12 protein-coding genes and 1 pseudogene are annotated in these 16944 nt (G+C 42.7%); 9 read left to right on the plus strand and 4 right to left on the minus strand.

The window, feature by feature from the left end; genetic code table 11:
* The 8 genes and pseudogenes from V7K62_RS08555 to V7K62_RS08590 all read left to right on the plus strand — a co-directional run.
* Nucleotides 1-1953 (plus strand): annotated as a pseudogene (locus V7K62_RS08555) (hypothetical protein); the annotation flags it as partial.
* Between the two features lie 38 nt (nt 1954-1991).
* Nucleotides 1992-2555, plus strand: coding sequence for a CIS tube protein (locus V7K62_RS08560; protein ID WP_334863501.1), 564 nt, complete (start codon nt 1992-1994; stop codon nt 2553-2555).
* A gap of 432 nt (nt 2556-2987) precedes the next feature.
* Nucleotides 2988-4721 carry a VgrG-related protein gene (locus V7K62_RS08565; RefSeq protein ID WP_334863502.1) on the plus strand — a complete coding sequence of 578 codons (1734 nt, stop codon included), beginning with the start codon at nt 2988-2990 and terminating at the stop codon, nt 4719-4721.
* A 190-nt stretch (nt 4722-4911) separates the two neighbouring features.
* Nucleotides 4912-5409: a PAAR domain-containing protein gene (locus V7K62_RS08570; RefSeq protein ID WP_334863503.1), complete on the plus strand. Its 498-nt coding sequence runs from the start codon at nt 4912-4914 to the stop codon at nt 5407-5409.
* Nucleotides 5410-5948: 539 nt separating this feature from the next.
* Nucleotides 5949-6362 carry a GPW/gp25 family protein gene (locus V7K62_RS08575; RefSeq protein WP_334863592.1) on the plus strand — a complete coding sequence of 138 codons (414 nt, stop codon included), beginning with the start codon at nt 5949-5951 and terminating at the stop codon, nt 6360-6362.
* On the plus strand, nt 6359-8557 hold the full coding sequence (locus tag V7K62_RS08580; RefSeq protein ID WP_334863504.1) for a putative baseplate assembly protein: 2199 nt from the start codon (nt 6359-6361) through the stop codon (nt 8555-8557). The genes V7K62_RS08575 and V7K62_RS08580 overlap by 4 nt, the downstream gene beginning before the upstream one ends.
* Before the next feature lie 50 nt (nt 8558-8607).
* Entirely contained in the window at nt 8608-9639 is a 1032-nt protein-coding gene (locus V7K62_RS08585; RefSeq protein ID WP_334863506.1) for a phage tail protein, read from the plus strand.
* Between the two features lie 69 nt (nt 9640-9708).
* A complete protein-coding gene (locus V7K62_RS08590; RefSeq protein ID WP_334863507.1) occupies nt 9709-10908 on the plus strand; it encodes a DUF4159 domain-containing protein in 1200 nt (399 codons plus the stop codon).
* Between the two features lie 16 nt (nt 10909-10924).
* On the opposite strand, the gene V7K62_RS08595 is transcribed toward V7K62_RS08590, so the two are convergent.
* From V7K62_RS08595 to serA, 4 genes are all read right to left on the minus strand, one after another.
* Nucleotides 10925-11239 (minus strand): hypothetical protein, encoded by a 315-nt coding sequence (locus V7K62_RS08595; RefSeq protein WP_442937239.1) that lies wholly within the window; start codon nt 11237-11239, stop codon nt 10925-10927.
* Between the two features lie 79 nt (nt 11240-11318).
* Entirely contained in the window at nt 11319-12593 is a 1275-nt protein-coding gene (locus V7K62_RS08600) for a hypothetical protein (RefSeq protein WP_334863508.1), read from the minus strand.
* Between the two features lie 130 nt (nt 12594-12723).
* Complete coding sequence (gene prmA, locus V7K62_RS08605) at nt 12724-13644, minus strand: 50S ribosomal protein L11 methyltransferase (protein WP_334863509.1); 921 nt, start codon at nt 13642-13644, stop codon at nt 12724-12726.
* 121 nt (nt 13645-13765) lie between these two features.
* On the minus strand, nt 13766-15346 hold the full coding sequence (serA, locus tag V7K62_RS08610; protein WP_334863510.1) for a phosphoglycerate dehydrogenase: 1581 nt from the start codon (nt 15344-15346) through the stop codon (nt 13766-13768).
* Nucleotides 15347-16141: 795 nt separating this feature from the next.
* Between serA and V7K62_RS08615 the strand changes: the two genes are divergently transcribed.
* On the plus strand, nt 16142-16924 hold the full coding sequence (locus V7K62_RS08615; RefSeq protein WP_334863512.1) for a Uma2 family endonuclease: 783 nt from the start codon (nt 16142-16144) through the stop codon (nt 16922-16924).
* The last annotated feature ends 20 nt before the right edge of the window (nt 16925-16944 follow it).

Consider the following 16944-nt stretch of genomic DNA (forward strand, 5'->3'; position numbering starts at 1 on the left):
ACAATTAGTGCTATATCACCTCAGATTGCTGAAACTGGGATGTTTAACGACAAGCCGCTAGATATCTACGCGCCACTTCCCACCACATCGCCTGAAATTAGTGAAACACCAACAATTACTGCTATATCAGCTGAGATTGCTGAAACTGGGATGTCTAACGACAAGCCGCTAGATATCTACGCGCCACTTCCCACCACATCGCCTGAGATTAGTCAAGTACCAACAATTACTGCTATATCACCTGAGATTGCTGAAACTGGGATGTTTAACGACAAGCCGCTAGATATCTACGCGCCACTTCCCACCACATCGCCTGAGATTAGTGAAACACCAACAATTACTGCTATATCACCTCAGATTGCTGAAACTGCGATGTCTAACGATAAGCCGCTAGATATCTACGCGCCACTTCCCACCACATCGCCTGAGATTAGTGAAACACCAACAATTACTGCTATATCACCTCAGATTGCTGAAACTGCGATGTCTAACGATAAGCCGCTAGATATCTACGCGCCACTTCCCAGCATATCGCCTGAGATTAGTCAAGTACCAACAATTACTGCTATATCACCTCAGATTGCTGAAACTGGGATGTCTAACGACAAGCCGCTAGATATCTACGCGCCACTTCCCAGCACATCGCCTGAGATTAGTCAAGTACCAACAATTACTGCTATATCACCTGAGATTGCTGAAACTGGGATGTCTAACGACAAGCCGCTAGATATCTACGCGCCACTTCCCACCATATCGCCAGAGATTAGTGAAGCACCAACAATTACTGCTATATCACCTGAGATTGATAATATACCAGTAGTTAGCGCCACACCACCTGAGATTGGTGCAACTGCAAGTATTTTCAGGAAAATTCTTGACAATGAACAACCAGTAAAATCAGAATTTTCCTCTGCGGTAACAAATCCTGAAATATCAACCTTTATTGATACCTCAGATAATCTAGATATCTCAGAAGAAACAACTTCCCCACAAAATGAGGTAAGTACACCACCTCAAGTTGAGCAAAATGCGATCGCAGAAAATTTGCCTGCATCTAAAGGTTATGCTACTGGTGGTCATGTCATAGACTCCCGCGTTGAAAATCGCCAGCAGATAGCACCCTCAGATACAGTACCTGCAATGCTTACGCCTGGGGAGTTTGTGATTAATACCAGGGATGCACAGAAGAATTTACCTCTACTACATCACATCAATACTGGTGGTACACCGCAGGATATTATCCTTCCAAGTTTACAGACACCCAATCCCACAGAACCAGAAGAAACAACTTCTCCAGAGACTCCGACTAAAGTCGATTCTTTTCCAGACACTTCGTTACAGCTAAAAAGCGCTGAAAATGATTCACCTGAGATATCCAATTCTTTAATTCCTTCTTCCTTGGGGTTGAATATTAGTAAACAGAAACTTTCTCTTCTCAATTCTCCAGAGATTCATACCCTTCACAATGAAACAATTGATGTAAATGAATCCTCACCCCAATACTCATCGCCTCCCCTAATTTTCCGAAAAGCAAATTCCAGCACTAACACACCTTCCCAATGGTCAAATACACCTTCTCAATGGTCAAATGTGGAAGATTTACTAAATGGAAATGATGATGAATTCACTAGCTTCAACTTTAATGATGGAGAATCTAACAGCCAAAAATCTGAATTTTCTCATGTTTCAGAATCACCACAAATTTTTGCTAAACACCTTCCTACATTTAGAGGCTTTGCTGATGGTGGAGAAGTCACTCTACCCGATATATCTAGAGAAATAGCACCAGTAACTGAGACGATAGAGAGCGCATCCTCATTTTCTCAAGAAGATGATAAAGATGATACGGCTGATCTTGAAGCTCTAGCTCGTGAAGTTTATCACAGATTACGACAACGGATAGAAATTGAGCGAGAACGTCATGGTGGTTCCTCTGGTAGATTACCTTGGTAAATTTGTATTCAAGAATTAATTTTTGGAGAAATACTCAAATGGCAAGTCCCGCAATTATTGTTATTCAAAAACGTCAACCGCAACTTGAGAAAGCCAAACTCGTAGCTTATAACGGTGAAGCGCCAGATATTGAATTAATGTTTAATCCTACAGATATTAGTTTCACTCGGACTGTTAAGTGGGAAAGTAAGGATGGTAATAGAGGAACTACTCTACTTCCGAAAGTAAACTTTTCTGGAGTTGAACCTTATAAATTTACACTCAAACAGTTACTTTATGATACTTATGAAACGAAAGACTCGGTGATGAAAAAATATATAGATAAAATTAAGAAAGGTGTGGAAACTATCAGTAAAGCAACTGATAAGCGCCCACCTGTTTACATATTTACATGGGGAAATGAGTATTTTTATTGTGTAATCACGAGTTTAACCTACACTTTAAATATGTTTCTGAGTGATGGTACACCAGTAAGGGCGCTGGTAGATATAGCCTTGCAAGAAGTGGATAAAAATAACCTTCCTGGAGGACGTGAATCTGCTTCTAAAGGCAATGCTCGTCAGGGAGATAAAAAGGGACAAACACTGAGTAAGACAAAATAAGTAAAGTGATAAATTATAGAACTTACGCATTGACAAAAGACTTCTTGCATAAATCAAAAATTAAGAACCCCACCCCGCATTTGCTTACGCAAACGCTCCCCTCCCGAAGAGCGGGGAGGGGTTGGGGGTGGGGTGTTTGGGACTTTTGCAAGAGGTCTAAAGACAGCCAACTGTGGATTACCTCTCGTTACAAGGCAGAGCCTTGTAATGCTCTTATGGGAGGGCTGCTGCCTCCCCTCAAACAAGTAGGCAGCAGCCCTACTTGCTCGCATTCCCAGGCACAGCCTGGGAACGAGGTAGGGTAAGACTTTTAGTTTAACAAGCTGACTCACCACATAATGGTCAATGTGTAAAGTGCGTAAGTGATAAATTAGTATTTACTTTGTGATTAAAGGCTGCTCTGAACATTTCATAAGTTATAAAGTAATAATTATGCCTCCTAAAAAAAGCCTTTATTTAAGCGAACCTAAAATACAGATAGATGGAAAACAGGCTTCTCCTGAATTAATCAAGGATGTGTTGCAAATCACAATCGAAGAAAGCCTTCATTTACCAGCAATGTTTACGCTAGTAATCCATAACAGCTATATTCCCGCATCTGACCGACCTGAAAACAAGGCTTGGCGACATGAGCCTTTATTTAAAATTGGGAAAAAAGTGAAGTTGGGTTTTACTTCGAGTACTACTCTAGATAATAATTTTCAAGAAGAGGTAGAAGAATTCCTCATTGAAGGCGAAATTACCGCGATGGAAGTTCACTTCAATGAAAAATCGGAAGCTGATATTATTGTGCGCGGTTATGACATTTCTCATCGTCTACACAGAGGTCGTTACAATCGCTCTTTTTTAAATAAAACTGATAGCGATATAGTCAAGCAAATAATTAAAGAAGTAGGTATAAAGCCTGGGAATATAGAGGCAACTGGTGAAGTTCATAAGTATGTCTTCCAAGAAAACCAAACTAATATGGAATTTTTGCGAGAAAGGGCTGCTCGCATTGGTTTTGAGTTATTTATTACAGAAGAAAAGCTAAATTTTTGCAAACCAAAAAGTCAGGAAGCTTTATCACTCAAATGGCTAGTTGATATTAATAAATTTAGTACCCGCGTTACCAGTGCTGAACAGATAAGTTCTGTAGAAGTACGCGCCTGGGACTATACCCAGAAACAATTGATTAGTGGAACAGCCAAGAAAGAAAAGCAAATAACCGAGACAGGTAATAAGTTCGGAAGTAGTACTAGTAATGCATTTTCTAATCTTAAATCTCCCAAAATGATTATTGTAGATAAACCTGTTGCCAGCAAAAAACAAGCTGAGACGATGGCTCAGGCTTTGTGTGATGAACTAGGAGGAGAATTTGTTTATGCAGATGCCAAAGCAGAAGGGAATCCTGAGATTCGTCCTGGACGGGTTATTAATCTTCAGGGTATGGGCGATCGCTATAGTGGTAAGTATTATGTTACAGAAACCCGCCACTTCTTCGGTCAGCGCGTTTATGAAACTTATTTCAGTGTGCGGGGGCTGCGTTCTGGTAGCTTATTCACAACTCTATCTCCAGAAAAACGTCTACAGCCATCTGAGACTTTATTAGTAGGAATTGTGACTGATAACAAAGACCCACAGGCATGGGGTAGGGTGAAGGTTAAGTTTCCCACTCTCACAGAAGAACATACAAGTGACTGGGCGAGAGTTGTAGCCGTGGGAGCAGGCCCAAATAGAGGTTTTGACTGTTTACCAGAGGTGAACGATGAAGTTTTAGTCGGTTTTGAGCATGGCGATATCCATCGTCCTTATGTTATTGGCGGAGTATGGAATGGCAAGGATGCACCACCGGAAAAGGTAAGGGATTCAGTTACAAGTGGTGTAAGATTACGCACCATTAAAACTCGTGTTGGTCATGTTCTACAGTTTGTTGAAGAAGATAAAGGAAGTAGTAAAAAAGGTATTCGCGTAGAAACTGAATACGGTCATAAAATATATCTCAATGATAGTCAAAGGTGTATAGAGATTGAAACTAAAGGCGGTCATAGAATCAAAATGGACGATATGGCTAAATCTGTTTCAGTAGAATCAACAGGTAATATGTCATTAGATGCTCGTGGAAATATAGACATTTCAGCCAAGGGCGTGATTACAGTTAAAGGTGCGATGATTCGACTTAATTAATTCACGCGATGTGCAACTTATCCTTAGAAACCCGCTTCCATTCCTCTCCTCCACTCCTGAGAGGCTTTGATTCTTGCTCCCCTTCCCTTGTAGGGAAGGGGTTGGGGGTTAGGTCTGAGAGAAAGTTGCACACGGCGTTAATTCGTAATTCGTAATTTGTAATTCGTAATAAACACAATAGGAGGTTGTGATGGGTAGACCAGCAGCAAGAATTACCGACAATGTGGCGCATCCCTTACCCCCAGTTTTAACAGGAGGGCCGGGTAGTCCCAATGTGTTGATTGGGTCTTTACCTGCGTGGCGGGGTGTGCTTGCCGCCGCAGTACCAGGTTTGCAGTCCGCCAAAACATCTTCTGATATAGCTATCAAAGCGGCTGAGGCTGCTACTTTAGCGGCGGCTGGTACACCAGGGGCACCTGCTGCCTTAGCTGCTGAACAAACTACAAAGACAACATCTGCTGCTACTATGGGTAGTGCGATCGCTGCTGCTGCTGCTGGTGCTGATATTCATAATTGCGCCACACCTTTACCCTTACCTCCTCACGGCCCTGGGGTTGTGATTGACGGTAGTCAGACTGTGCTGATTAACAATCTGCCTGCCTCTCGGATGGGCGACACTGTTTTAGAAGCATTAGGGCCACCGAATAAAATTATCAAAGGTAATCCCACTGTTTTGATTGGCGGTTGATTGGAATGTAAGGAATCTGCGTCCACGAGTAAAAAAGATTCATTAATGAAGCTCTGAGGTTCATTAACGGAGTTCAAAGACTCGTTAACGAAGCTCTGAGGTTCATTAGCGGAGTTCAAAGACTCATTAACGAAGCTCTGAGGTTCATTAACGGAGTTCAAAGACTCATTAACGAAGCTCTGAGGTTCATTAACGGAGTTCAAAGACTCATTAACGAAGCTCTGAGGTTCATTAACGGAGTTCAAAGACTCATTAACGAAGCTCTGAGGTTCATTTCACCTCGTTCCCAGCCTCCAGGCTGGGAATGTATTCCGAGAGGTTCTGCCTCTTGTCAAGAAAGAGGAGGCGGAGCCTCAAATTAGGCATTCCCAGTCGGAGACTGGGAACGAGATACGAGATACACGAGATACGAGATAAAAGGAAGTAAGCATTTTTTCTCTTCTGTTGCCTCTTCATCCTCGACCTTTGGCGAATAGGCTTAAACACTTTGTGCCGATATCTTTGAAGATATCCATGTAACAGCTGTCTAAGTGCCAGATATGGTTTATGGTCGTGAACAAGCCTATTTGGGAACAGGTTGGGCTTATCCACTGCATTTAAGTGTGCAAGGTGGGATACAACTTAGCCGTGAAGATCAAAAAGTTAAAGAATCTATTTGGATTATCCTCCGCACGGGTGTAGGTGAGCGGGTTTATCGACCTACCTTTGGTTCGCGCTTGTCAGAACTGGCGTTTGCACCAATGAATAGCGATACCCTACTGCGAATCCGTCTTTATGTCTTGGAAGCTTTAGAAGTTTGGGAACCACGCATTATTATCGATGAAGTTGTGGCTGATCCTGACCCTGTGCGTGGCAGAGTGGATATCATCATCAATTATCGACTCAAAGACGGCCCCGATATTTATAGCTTTGTTTATCCTTATTATTTGGTTTCAGCTGGGGAGGAATCGTGAACTTTGACTTTTTACCAAAATTACCTTCTTCCAACTTAGACGATCGCGCCTTCGATGATTTGGTGGAAGAATGTATTATGCGTATTCCTCGCTACTGTCCAGAATGGACTGACCACAATCTCAGCGACCCAGGAATTACGCTAATTGAGTTATTTGCTTGGTTAACTGACCAAATGTTGCTCAGATTTAACCAAGTTCCTCGCAAAAATTATGTCGCTTTTCTAGAATTACTGGGTATCCGTCTCCAGCCTCCCGCCCCAGCCCGTACAGAATTAACTTTTTATTTAAGCGCTGCACTACCTGAAGCCTACACGATTCCCGCAGGATTGGAAGCCTCAACTATCCGCACTGAAACCACAGAAGCGATTACCTTTAGCACAGATTCTCCTCTAATTATCGGCACACCCCGCATCCAACATTTCTTAACTGCCCAAACCACCGAAGATATTCCCCAATCTCTGCGCGAAAGAGTCACAACTTCCTGGACTCGTCAATCTAACGGTTACTGGACAGGTAATGAACAACCGATATTTGAAGAGGAACCCCAGCCTGGTAACTGCTTTTATTTAGCAATTAATTCTGATGATCCAATAGACGCTAATGTTTTAGAAATTATTTTCCAAGGGGCTGCGGCTACTCCTGCTGGGATTAACCCCAATCAACCACCCCGGAAGTGGTCAGCCTGGGATGGAGAAAATTGGCAACCAGTTTTATTACAAGAGTCAGATGATAAGACTCGCGGTTTCAGTTTTTATGAAATCGCCCAACAGGGTGGAAACCCATCTCAAGGTGCAGAAGTACGTTTGCATCTACCTCAAGTTTGGCCTGTGGCTAATTTTACCTCTTACCGAGGTCGCTGGCTGCGCTGTAGTTTTATTTCCACAGAAGTCAATGAATCTGGTTACAATCGTCCACCACGAATTATTGGTTTAGCAGTGCGTTCAATTGGCGGTACTGTTAGAGCTAGCCACAGTACGCTGATTCAAGATGAGCGATTGGGAATTAGTGATGGTACGCCTGGTCAGACTTTCCAGTTACAAACGGCACCAATTTTAGAACGCCGAGAAAATGAGTATATTTTAGTTACTCCTGCTGGTGGTTTGCCTCAGAAGTGGACTGAGGTGAGAGATTTTGCTGATTCTGGGCCGCATAACTTTCATTACACCATCGATTCGATCACTGGTACAATCCAGTTTGGGCCGCTGATTCGGGAACCTAGCCAACTCAAGCAGCATACCCAGGTGCGATCGCGAATCCAGCAACCATCACTAGATGACACATCTGTACAAGTTCTGGAAAATAACCAGTCTGAACACCAATATGGGGCGATTCCTCCCCGTGGTTCAGAGATTAGAATGGTTACTTATCGTACAGGCGGTGGTAGAGAAGGCAATGTTCAACCTGGGGCAATCCAGTTTTTGAAGTCTGCATATCCATACATTGCTAGTGTGATCAATCGTGTGCCAGCAATCAATGGAGCAGATGCCGAATCGCTGGAACAAGCTGTAATGAAGGCTCCCCGCATCCTCCGCACGCGCGATCGCGCCGTCACTGCTGAAGATTTTGAAGTTTTAACTCAACAGGCGGGTGCTGGTGCGATCGCGCGCGTCCGTTGTTTGCCAGCAAATTCTCAAAGACAAGCTGGTATAGTTAGTTTACTGGTAGTTCCATTCGCAAATACAGATGCGATCGCGCAAGGCGATGGCATGACACCAGAAGATTTTGCCCTCAGTAATGCCCTGCAAGAGCAAATTTTGAGTTACTTAGATGAAAGACGCTTATTAGGGGTGCAAGTAGAGTTACAAGAACCAAATTACGTAGGTGTTTCTGTACAGACAGAAGTTGCTTTAGAGCCAGCATACAACAACCCTTTTGCCAGCGAGGAAATTCGCCGGAATTTGAGGCGATCGCTGTATAAATATTTAAATCCCTTAACTGGAGGAATCGATGGCAAAGGTTGGCCATTTGGGCGACCAGTTTATACATCGGATATTGTGGCATTACTGCAACAAACCCCAGGCGTGCGTCATTTAGGCCCCGTTTTGCTGTTTCCCATCCGCAAGCAAGGGGAAAATTGGCGACGACAACCATCCCCAGAACAATTGATCGATCCGGGATCGGAAGGTTTGATATGTTCTTGGGCTGATACAAATCTGCGTTCAAATCACGACATCCAAATAATTCGTAATTCCTGATTTGTCATTGGTCATTTGTCAGTAGTTATTCTCCCCCAATCCCCAATCCTATGGTTCAAAGTCGCTCTAGTCCAGCTGTAAGCATTCAATTAACGCCAATGCAAATTCCCGAAGCTTTACCTGTGGCAGGTTTAGCATTTGCAAATGCGGAAAACATGCATGTAGCTGGACGTAGTTTACTCTTGCATCCTGGGCATCCCAGCGAGATGATTGTGCAAGTGCAAAACTTAGATCAACGTCCTTTGCGGGTAAGCTTAAGCGTTGAAGGAAACTTTCCAACTGAATGGTGTCAGATTGGTACAGAAGGCACTGAAATACCGCCTCGTGGACAAATGGATGCTGTTCTTTACTTCTCAATTCCCGACACATTTTTTGAAGACCAAGAAGCGATCGCTCCTGGAAAAAAAGACAAACTAACACTCAATTTTCGCAGCCTAGTTACTCTACATATAGACCCAGGCACTGACAACGAACAAATCGAGAGAAGCGAGTATTTCGATTTATACATCCGTCCCTACACTGCCTACATGGAATTCTTGCCAATTTTGTATCGGGAAGTAGACTTTATTGGTCGCTTCATGAAAATATTTGAGCAAGCTTTTCAGCCAATAGTTAATAGTTATAACGTCATGTGGGCAAACCTCGATCCCTTGACAGCACCGCAAGCACTACTACCCTTTATGGCTCATTGGGTTGCTTGGCAAGTAGATTCTGTTTGGGATATCCAGCAACAGCGGCGTTTAATTCGCCGAGCCGTAGAACTTTATCGCTGGCGGGGAACTCGTAAAGGATTGCGTCTCTACTTGCATCTTTATACTGGTTTACCGCTAGACGAAGATTTACCTAATGAAGCTGATAAACATATTAGTATTACAGAACCTTTTGGCCCAAGTTTCATTATAGGAGATGCACAATTAGGAAATGCAGTTTTAGCAGGTGGGCAACCATATCATTTTATAGTGCGTTTGCGTTCAAATATTTCTAGTCGCATCATCAATGAAGAACTTATCCAAAGAATCATAGAACAAGAAAAACCAGCTTTTTGTACTTATGAATTATCTATCGAAAATCCCCCTAATTGAATAATTCGTAATTAAGTAAGTAAAATAAAAATTTAATCCAAAATCTAAAATCCAAAATCCAAAATTGCTATGTCCCATCCTTTCCCACCCCCACCAATAAAATCTTTTGAACGCTTGCAAGCCGCAGACGGTTTACTAATCAATGCGGAACGCTGGCGCACAGCCCACGATTACCACCGTAATCGGCAAAATGCTCAATATCAAAGTTTAAACCAACCGGGAATTGTCTGCGGTTTAGGCGTGCGAGATGTGACTGCCCCAAGCCAAGTTGAAGCTAAATATCGAGATGGACGTTGGGTACAAATTCAACCTGGGATTGCAATTGATTTAGCAGGTAATCTAATTGTTATACCGACTTCTTATGATTTTCCCATTGATCTAGAAGTAGCAAGTTCAGAACCGCTCATGATCTACTTAGTAGTTAGCTATGTAGATCCTGATGAATTGCGGCGCGGACAGCAAAGAGATGTTGTTCAAGAAACTTATCGAATTGACCAAATCAACTCTACACCAGCTAGTTCAGAAATAGAAATATGTCGAATACTCCTACAACCAGGACATACTGAAATTACCCAACCTGCGGATGCTTTCTTTCCTGGATATAACAATATTGATTTGCGTTATCGTCGTCAGGCACAAATGCGTCCTCAAGCACTTGTATGTATGGCACAGGCGACTCATAATGATCCCGAATGTGCGCGTAATTTTTTCAGCCTTTCATATTTATTACAAGCAGTAGAACCCCTATACCCTAGTTTGCGAGGGGCTGATGAACCAGGTCAGGTTTCTTTAGCAGAAAATATCCAAGACTATGACATCCTTTATCTCACAGGTGGACAGGCTATATCTTTAAATAGTCTCGAATTTGAATCCCTCAGAAATTACTTAAATTTAGGTGGTGTGCTTTTAGTTGATGCGCCAACAAATGCTAATCCTCTAATTGAGAGTACTCAAGCCCTAGCACAACAGTTAGAGAGTCCTTTAAGACCAATAGATGAATTGCAACGGAGTCATCCTTTAAGGACAAAACCTTTCTTATTTGCTGCCTTGCCAATGGTTAATCAACAGCAGATTAAACTGTTAATCGGTGGAGGAATTATTTTAGCAATTGGAGATTTAGCAACAGCTTGGGGACTGGATAGAGATTTGAGTTTACCTAGATTGACCATTCGGACAGCTCAGGAATTAGGGATTAATATTCTTCACTATGCTTGGAAGCGGCGACAGTTAATTGGGTTGCAACAAGAGGATAATTCAGGGCAGTGGTGAAAGCCAAGCAGATAGATCAGAATTCAGTATCGGAACGCGTGTTGCAAACAAACTGGAGACATTTTTCAAAGTCATCGCCTTGCCAGTTGTTAGCAAATTTCAGCAAATCTTTAGCTTTGGAGTGGCGCAGCGTTGCTTCCCCATCTTGGATAGAGGTATCTTTTAGTTTAATAGCAGAGGCATTTTTTCTAATTTTAAGGTATTCGAGATAGTCGAGGGTTTGCTCTAGAATCGATTCGGGAGCGGTTTCGATCGCAGCAAGTAGCTGTTCGTTAATGGTAGTCATGGGGGCACTGGAGGATTGATTATGGATATCTTGATTCTTCATCATTTCCTACCGTTGTTTCTGAAACCGAAGATAGCGATCGCACTAAATTAACGATACCACCAAGGTCTGAAAATTATTGACTTTATTTGTTTGCGATCGCACTATTATTTTTATCATGTTCAAGTTCTCTCATTAGAGAATCAAAACCACTGGTATTGTTTCCACTTTGGGCAAATAAAGACCGAATTTTATTGATTATCGCACTCATACTGTTGGAGAAAAACTGACCGAGATTATTAACAAAGTTTTTCAGTTTTTCAAATATCGAAACCTCTACAGTGGAATATTTATTGACAATGGGATATACAATTTTTCCTTTTTCTGTTTCATAGTACTCTTGTTCAGGCATCAACATTGATGTGAGTGGTTGCACCTGTTTTGCCATATCTGCTTCGGTTCGTTTATTGCTGAGGAATAAAACATCGTAAATTTTTCCATTCCAGCTAGCCCAATAATGGTTTTGGAAAAACCATCGTTTAGCGTCATCACAATTAGGTTTTTTCCCTTGGTATGGGGTCGCTCCAGCTTCACTCAAAAAAGGTTTGGCGATACTTTCAATTGTTATTTTTTCAATCCCAAAATATTCTTCTGCAACTTTTTTAAAAGTCCGGGCTAATGTCTGACAATCTCCTTCTGGAGAGCCTTTTAAGAGCGTTTCTGGACTCTTGCTCACCATTGTGTATTGAAATTGGATATTTACAAAGTTTTTGAAAAGTTGTTCCAGTATTTTATCTTGTGGTAATGTGTCATCTATACCATTTACTAGTGTTTTGGCTAGCGAATATTCTTGTAAAAATTTTTGTTTTTTATCTGCTGGGTTGTTTGCTGCTAATATTTCTTCAGACTTTCCTTGTTCGTTTTTAACGCCTGCGTCTTGGTTTTCCAAAGCAGCTCTATTAATTTGGTTAACTACAGAAGTAGCGACGCTATCCGCTTCTTGCTCATATCGATCTCCTGATTGACCAATAGTAAGTTTTGGCTGTATTTGTCCCAGTGACACACTATCAGCACGTTTTATCGCCATTTTGCTCAGGTTATGACCAAACTGCGAAGAGTGTTCCTTTCCTTGCTGCAACGACTCATTCATCTTTGTTTGCAATACAATAAGTCGCTCCTGTCCCTCTGGCGTGATAGTGCCGTGCTTGGCTTGTATTTGGAGTTTGGTTGCCTCAAACTGATATTGTTGAAATTTCTGATTTTCTACCTTTGCCTGTACTATAGGCTGGTTGGAGCCAAGTTGAGAGTGGTTAGTTAATAAATGCGTAGGCGTAGCCCGTCGTAGACATCGCAACTGACTTTGCTCTGACGAATAAGCGGATGAGTCAGCTTTTTTGGGGATTTGTAGCCGTTCTTTCATCGCTAGTTTCAAAAGTCAATAGTGGCTAATCTATATATTATGTCACTTACTTAAAGATCCCCGACTTTTTTAAGAAGTTGGGGATCTGATTGTTTACGAATGATTTAGGATTGCGATAATTTCTACTGGCTTAAGAACGCCGTACATTTAAGCAACACCATTCTTTGCGTTTCCACAGGGTAGCGACAACCCAACCATTTTCTTCTAAAGCGTCAGCAACAGCTTTAGATTGTTCCAGTAAAATTCCACTGAAGATTGCCCAAGTTTCAGGTTTAGCGATCGCACTCATTTCTGGAACCAATTCAATAATTACATTCGCCAGAATATTGCAGACGATACCATCCACTGGGCTTTGAACTAGTTTTGTCAAAACGTCTACACTTCCCAGTGCAGGTAGTAAACGTTCTGGGCTAATGTCGTTCAGGACACCATTACTGATAGTTGATTGCACCGCCAAAGGGTCAGTATCCACTGCATAGACTTTCTCGGCTCCTAGTAGCAGCGCCCCAATCGAAAGGATACCAGAACCACAGCCAATATCCGCAATTACCAGATGTTCATGTTTACCACGACTACCCACAAACGACTGAGAGACTCCACTTAGCCGCATTTCCAGGGATTCCAAACATAGTTGCGTAGTGGCATGGTTGCCCGTACCAAATGCTACACCAGGGTCAAGACGAATCACTAACCGTTCCGTTGTTTCTGGTAATGGTAGCCACGCGGGGTTAATTAGGAAGCGATCGCCTATTTCCTGCGGATGCCAATATTGTTTCCAGCTAGTCGCCCAATCTTCCTCATCAATTAACTGCCATTGCAGGGAGGGAGATGAAACTCCTACACAGAGGGCATCTTGACGCAACCACAGCGATAGTGCTGCCAAATCTAATAGTTGTGTTTGAATTGTCGGCAGATAAGCCCTTACTAAAGATGAATTTCCTTTGTTTTCACTAGCTGTACCACGACAGCCAAAATCTTCCAGTCGCCAAAAGATCGAATCTTCTAGGTCTGGCTCACATAAAATATTTAGTTCCCACCAGGTGTTTGCCATATAATTTTAGATTTTAGATTTTAGATTTTAGATTGGGGACTAGGTAACGGTTAATGACAATGCGAAAAACAATGAGCAATTAGCCATTACCAATCCAAAATCCAAAATCCGAAATCCAAAATTAAAGTGTTACCGTATACGCGTCTCGAATACCAGGGACTTTTATAATTTCAGCCAAAATGCCCTCTGGTAAAGGGTCATCTATACTCAGAGCCATTACCGCATCACCACGGACGATTTTACGACCTACTTGCATACTGGCAATATTCACATTAAAACTGCCGAGTAGGGAACCAAGTTTGCCGATGATCCCCGGCATATCGCGGTGCAGGGTAAACAACATATATTTGCTGGGTGGGACGTTAATCGGGAAACCGTCAACGTCGGTGAGGTGGATTTCGCGCTCACCTAACAAAGCGCCTGTGACAGAATGAGTACCTAAAGTACCTGTGGCTTCTAGATGCAGTGTGCCGGCATAGTCTCGAATGGAAGCATCGCGGGTTTCAATCACCCGAATTCCGCGTTCTTTGGCTTCTATGCTGGCATTTACGTAATTTACTCGTTCCCGCAAAGCTTGGTAAAGTAGTCCTTTGAGGGCAGCGACGATTAAAGGCTGACTTTTGTTAGTCGCGAGTTCCCCTTGCAGTCGAATATTCAGTACTTCCACCCGTCCGCCAGCTAGCTGTCCCACCAGATTACCTAGAGTTTCTGCTAGTTGCATATAGGGTTTGAGTTCTTCCAACACATCGGGGCCGAGTCCGGGAATGTTGACGGCTGAACGAGCTGGTAGTCCTAAAAGTACATCCCGAATTTGTTCGGCAACATCAATAGCCACATTCACTTGAGCTTCTGCGGTAGAGGCTCCCAAGTGGGGGGTGAGGATAACTTCCTTACCTAGCGATCGCAATTCCGATTCACCCAGTGGTTCAGACTCGAACACATCCAAGGCTGCGCCCCCGATTTTACCCGCTTTCAGAGCTGCTGCTAAAGCTACTTCATCAATTATCCCACCACGAGCGCAGTTGATAATCCGGGCTGTGGGTTTCATCTTTGCCAAGGTTGTGGCATTGATTAAGTGGGTAGTTTCTGGGGTTTTGGGGATGTGTAGCGTGATATAGTCTGCTTGCTGAAAGAGTAAATCTAGCTCCACTAACTGACAGCCAATTTGTTCGGCTCGTTCTGTAGAAATAAAAGGGTCATAAGCTAGGAGTTTCATCCCCATTGTCTTAGCTACAGCGGCAACATGCGAGCCAATTTTACCCAAACCGACAACGCCAAGAGTTTTTTTGTAGACTTCCGCACCGACAAAGCTATTGCGATCCCACGCACCGCGTTTCACCGAAGCGTTAGCATCGGGGATGTGGCGAGATAAAGCCAAAATCATCGCTAGCGCGTGTTCAGCCGCAGCAATTGTGTTTCCCTCTGGAGAATTGACTACCACAATTCCCCGGCGTGTGGCTGCGGGAACATCCACATTATCCACACCCACACCAGCACGACCGATGATTTTTAGCTGGGTGCCAGCTTCAATGATTTCTTGAGTGACGCGTGTACTAGAGCGAATCATCAGCGCGTCATACTCACCAATAATTTGGAGCAGTTCGGCTGGTTTTAGACCTAGTTTGACATCAACGGTAGCAACTTGCGAAAGAATGTCAATTCCAGCTTGGTCAATAGAATCGGAGACAAGAACCTTAGACATGATTACTTCATTTAAAGCTACAGGTTTTGCTGCACAAGACTTTTTAGTTTAGTCTTTATCTGTCGCAATTCAGCAAAAATTATTCGTTTGAATATCGACTTAACCTTAACTTACACTATATGGTGGTGGTATCTAAGCATGAGTTGCCTCTAATGGCTACTGCCTCCTAAGTTTTTGAACATGAGTTGGCTGTTTGCACCACCCTGTCGCTAAATATAAAGCATGAATAGTACTAAGCACCTATTATATTTATTAATAGTTAAGAGTTACCAAAATTTTATCGTCTGAAGCAACTTCCTTCGTGAGGTAAAAATGCCTGTATTCTTGACTGGGCTGCAACTTTAGATGAGGCAATGCTATGTACAACCAGGAAACGAGCTAGTAACTATTATATCTGTAGAATTTTGTCTGTTTCTCAATACCACAAGTGGTATCCCTTAGTCAAAGCAAAACATTGCATCATCAAGATAATCGGATTGTGACAGTTAGAATTTTGGTATCAAATAAATTTTATTGCTCATGATTCCGGCAGATTTAAGATTGTCTACTAGTTAAAAACTACCAATTAGTGTCAGTAGAGTACTTAATATACAGTAGTAAACTAGTAATTTGTCAAGCTAAGTTTGAGAGTTCGTAGTCAGGACTTTAGTGCTTAAAAAACCAGTACTAAAGTCCTGACTACGAACTACTTCACGCCTCGTAACTAATCAGACAGACTACTAATGACATCGCTAGGGGAGAAATCGCTATAATTCTGATCAGCCAAATATCCTTTGAGTTTTGGGGAAACCAGCCATGTTAGAGTACAACTTGCCAAGGTACTTGCCCTCAGCCGAGGAACTACCAGACTCTGATGAAACGCCTGTGGATAATGAACTGCAAGAATTGATACCAGGCTTGCTGAAGGCAATCCTGCTGATACTTTGGGCAGAACGTATGGACTGGTTGTTTGCGATAGATATGGGTATTTATTATCACCCAGATAAACCGCCTATAGTGCCAGATGGGTTTTTGAGCTTAGGTGTAGAGCGGTTTTATGATGAGGAACTGCGTCCCAGTTATGTGCTGTGGGATGAAAACGTTGTGCCGATTTTCGTGCTAGAAGTAGTTTCGCAAAATTATCGCAAGGAATACACTACTAAATTGGATGAATATGAGGCTTTGGGCGTACTTTATTACGTGATTTATTCCTCTCGTCGCCGCCGCAAACCGCATCTGGAAGTACATAAGTTAGTTAATGGTAGATATGAATTGCAAGAGGGAAACCCCGTTTGGCTACCAGAAATGGGCTTAGGAATTGGTTGCGAAAGGGGAAATTATTGCGGTGTAACGCGGGAATGGATGTATTGGTATGACTCGCAAGGACAACGGTATCTCACGCCCGCAGAACAAGTAAAACAAGAGACACAACGCGCTCAACAAGAGACACAACGCGCCCAACAAGAAGCGCAACGCGCTCAACAAGAAGCGCAACGCGCCCAACAAGAAGCGCAACGCGCTCAACAAGCAGAACAACGAGTGCAACAATTGACAGAACAATTAAGAGCGCTGGGAATAGATCCAGATAATCTCAGTTAACTGAATATTTGGCAATATTT

This window comes from Nostoc sp., from assembly GCF_036917935.1.
In the GTDB taxonomy this organism is placed as follows: Bacteria; Cyanobacteriota; Cyanobacteriia; order Cyanobacteriales; family Nostocaceae; genus Nostoc.

What these genes read in the sequence shown, in the direction of transcription:
- V7K62_RS08560 (WP_334863501.1), top strand. Translation starts at nt 1,992, where the DNA reads ATGGCAAGTCCCGCAATTATTGTTATTCAAAAACGTCAACCGCAACTT.
- V7K62_RS08565 (WP_334863502.1), top strand. Translation starts at nt 2,988, where the DNA reads ATGCCTCCTAAAAAAAGCCTTTATTTAAGCGAACCTAAAATACAGATA.
- V7K62_RS08570 (WP_334863503.1), top strand. Translation starts at nt 4,912, where the DNA reads ATGGGTAGACCAGCAGCAAGAATTACCGACAATGTGGCGCATCCCTTA.
- V7K62_RS08575 (WP_334863592.1), top strand. Translation starts at nt 5,949, where the DNA reads ATGGTTTATGGTCGTGAACAAGCCTATTTGGGAACAGGTTGGGCTTAT.
- V7K62_RS08585 (WP_334863506.1), top strand. Translation starts at nt 8,608, where the DNA reads ATGGTTCAAAGTCGCTCTAGTCCAGCTGTAAGCATTCAATTAACGCCA.
- V7K62_RS08590 (WP_334863507.1), top strand. Translation starts at nt 9,709, where the DNA reads ATGTCCCATCCTTTCCCACCCCCACCAATAAAATCTTTTGAACGCTTG.
- V7K62_RS08595 (WP_442937239.1), bottom strand. Translation starts at nt 11,239, where the DNA reads ATGATGAAGAATCAAGATATCCATAATCAATCCTCCAGTGCCCCCATG.
- V7K62_RS08600 (WP_334863508.1), bottom strand. Translation starts at nt 12,593, where the DNA reads ATGAAAGAACGGCTACAAATCCCCAAAAAAGCTGACTCATCCGCTTAT.
- prmA (WP_334863509.1), bottom strand. Translation starts at nt 13,644, where the DNA reads ATGGCAAACACCTGGTGGGAACTAAATATTTTATGTGAGCCAGACCTA.
- serA (WP_334863510.1), bottom strand. Translation starts at nt 15,346, where the DNA reads ATGTCTAAGGTTCTTGTCTCCGATTCTATTGACCAAGCTGGAATTGAC.
- V7K62_RS08615 (WP_334863512.1), top strand. Translation starts at nt 16,142, where the DNA reads ATGTTAGAGTACAACTTGCCAAGGTACTTGCCCTCAGCCGAGGAACTA.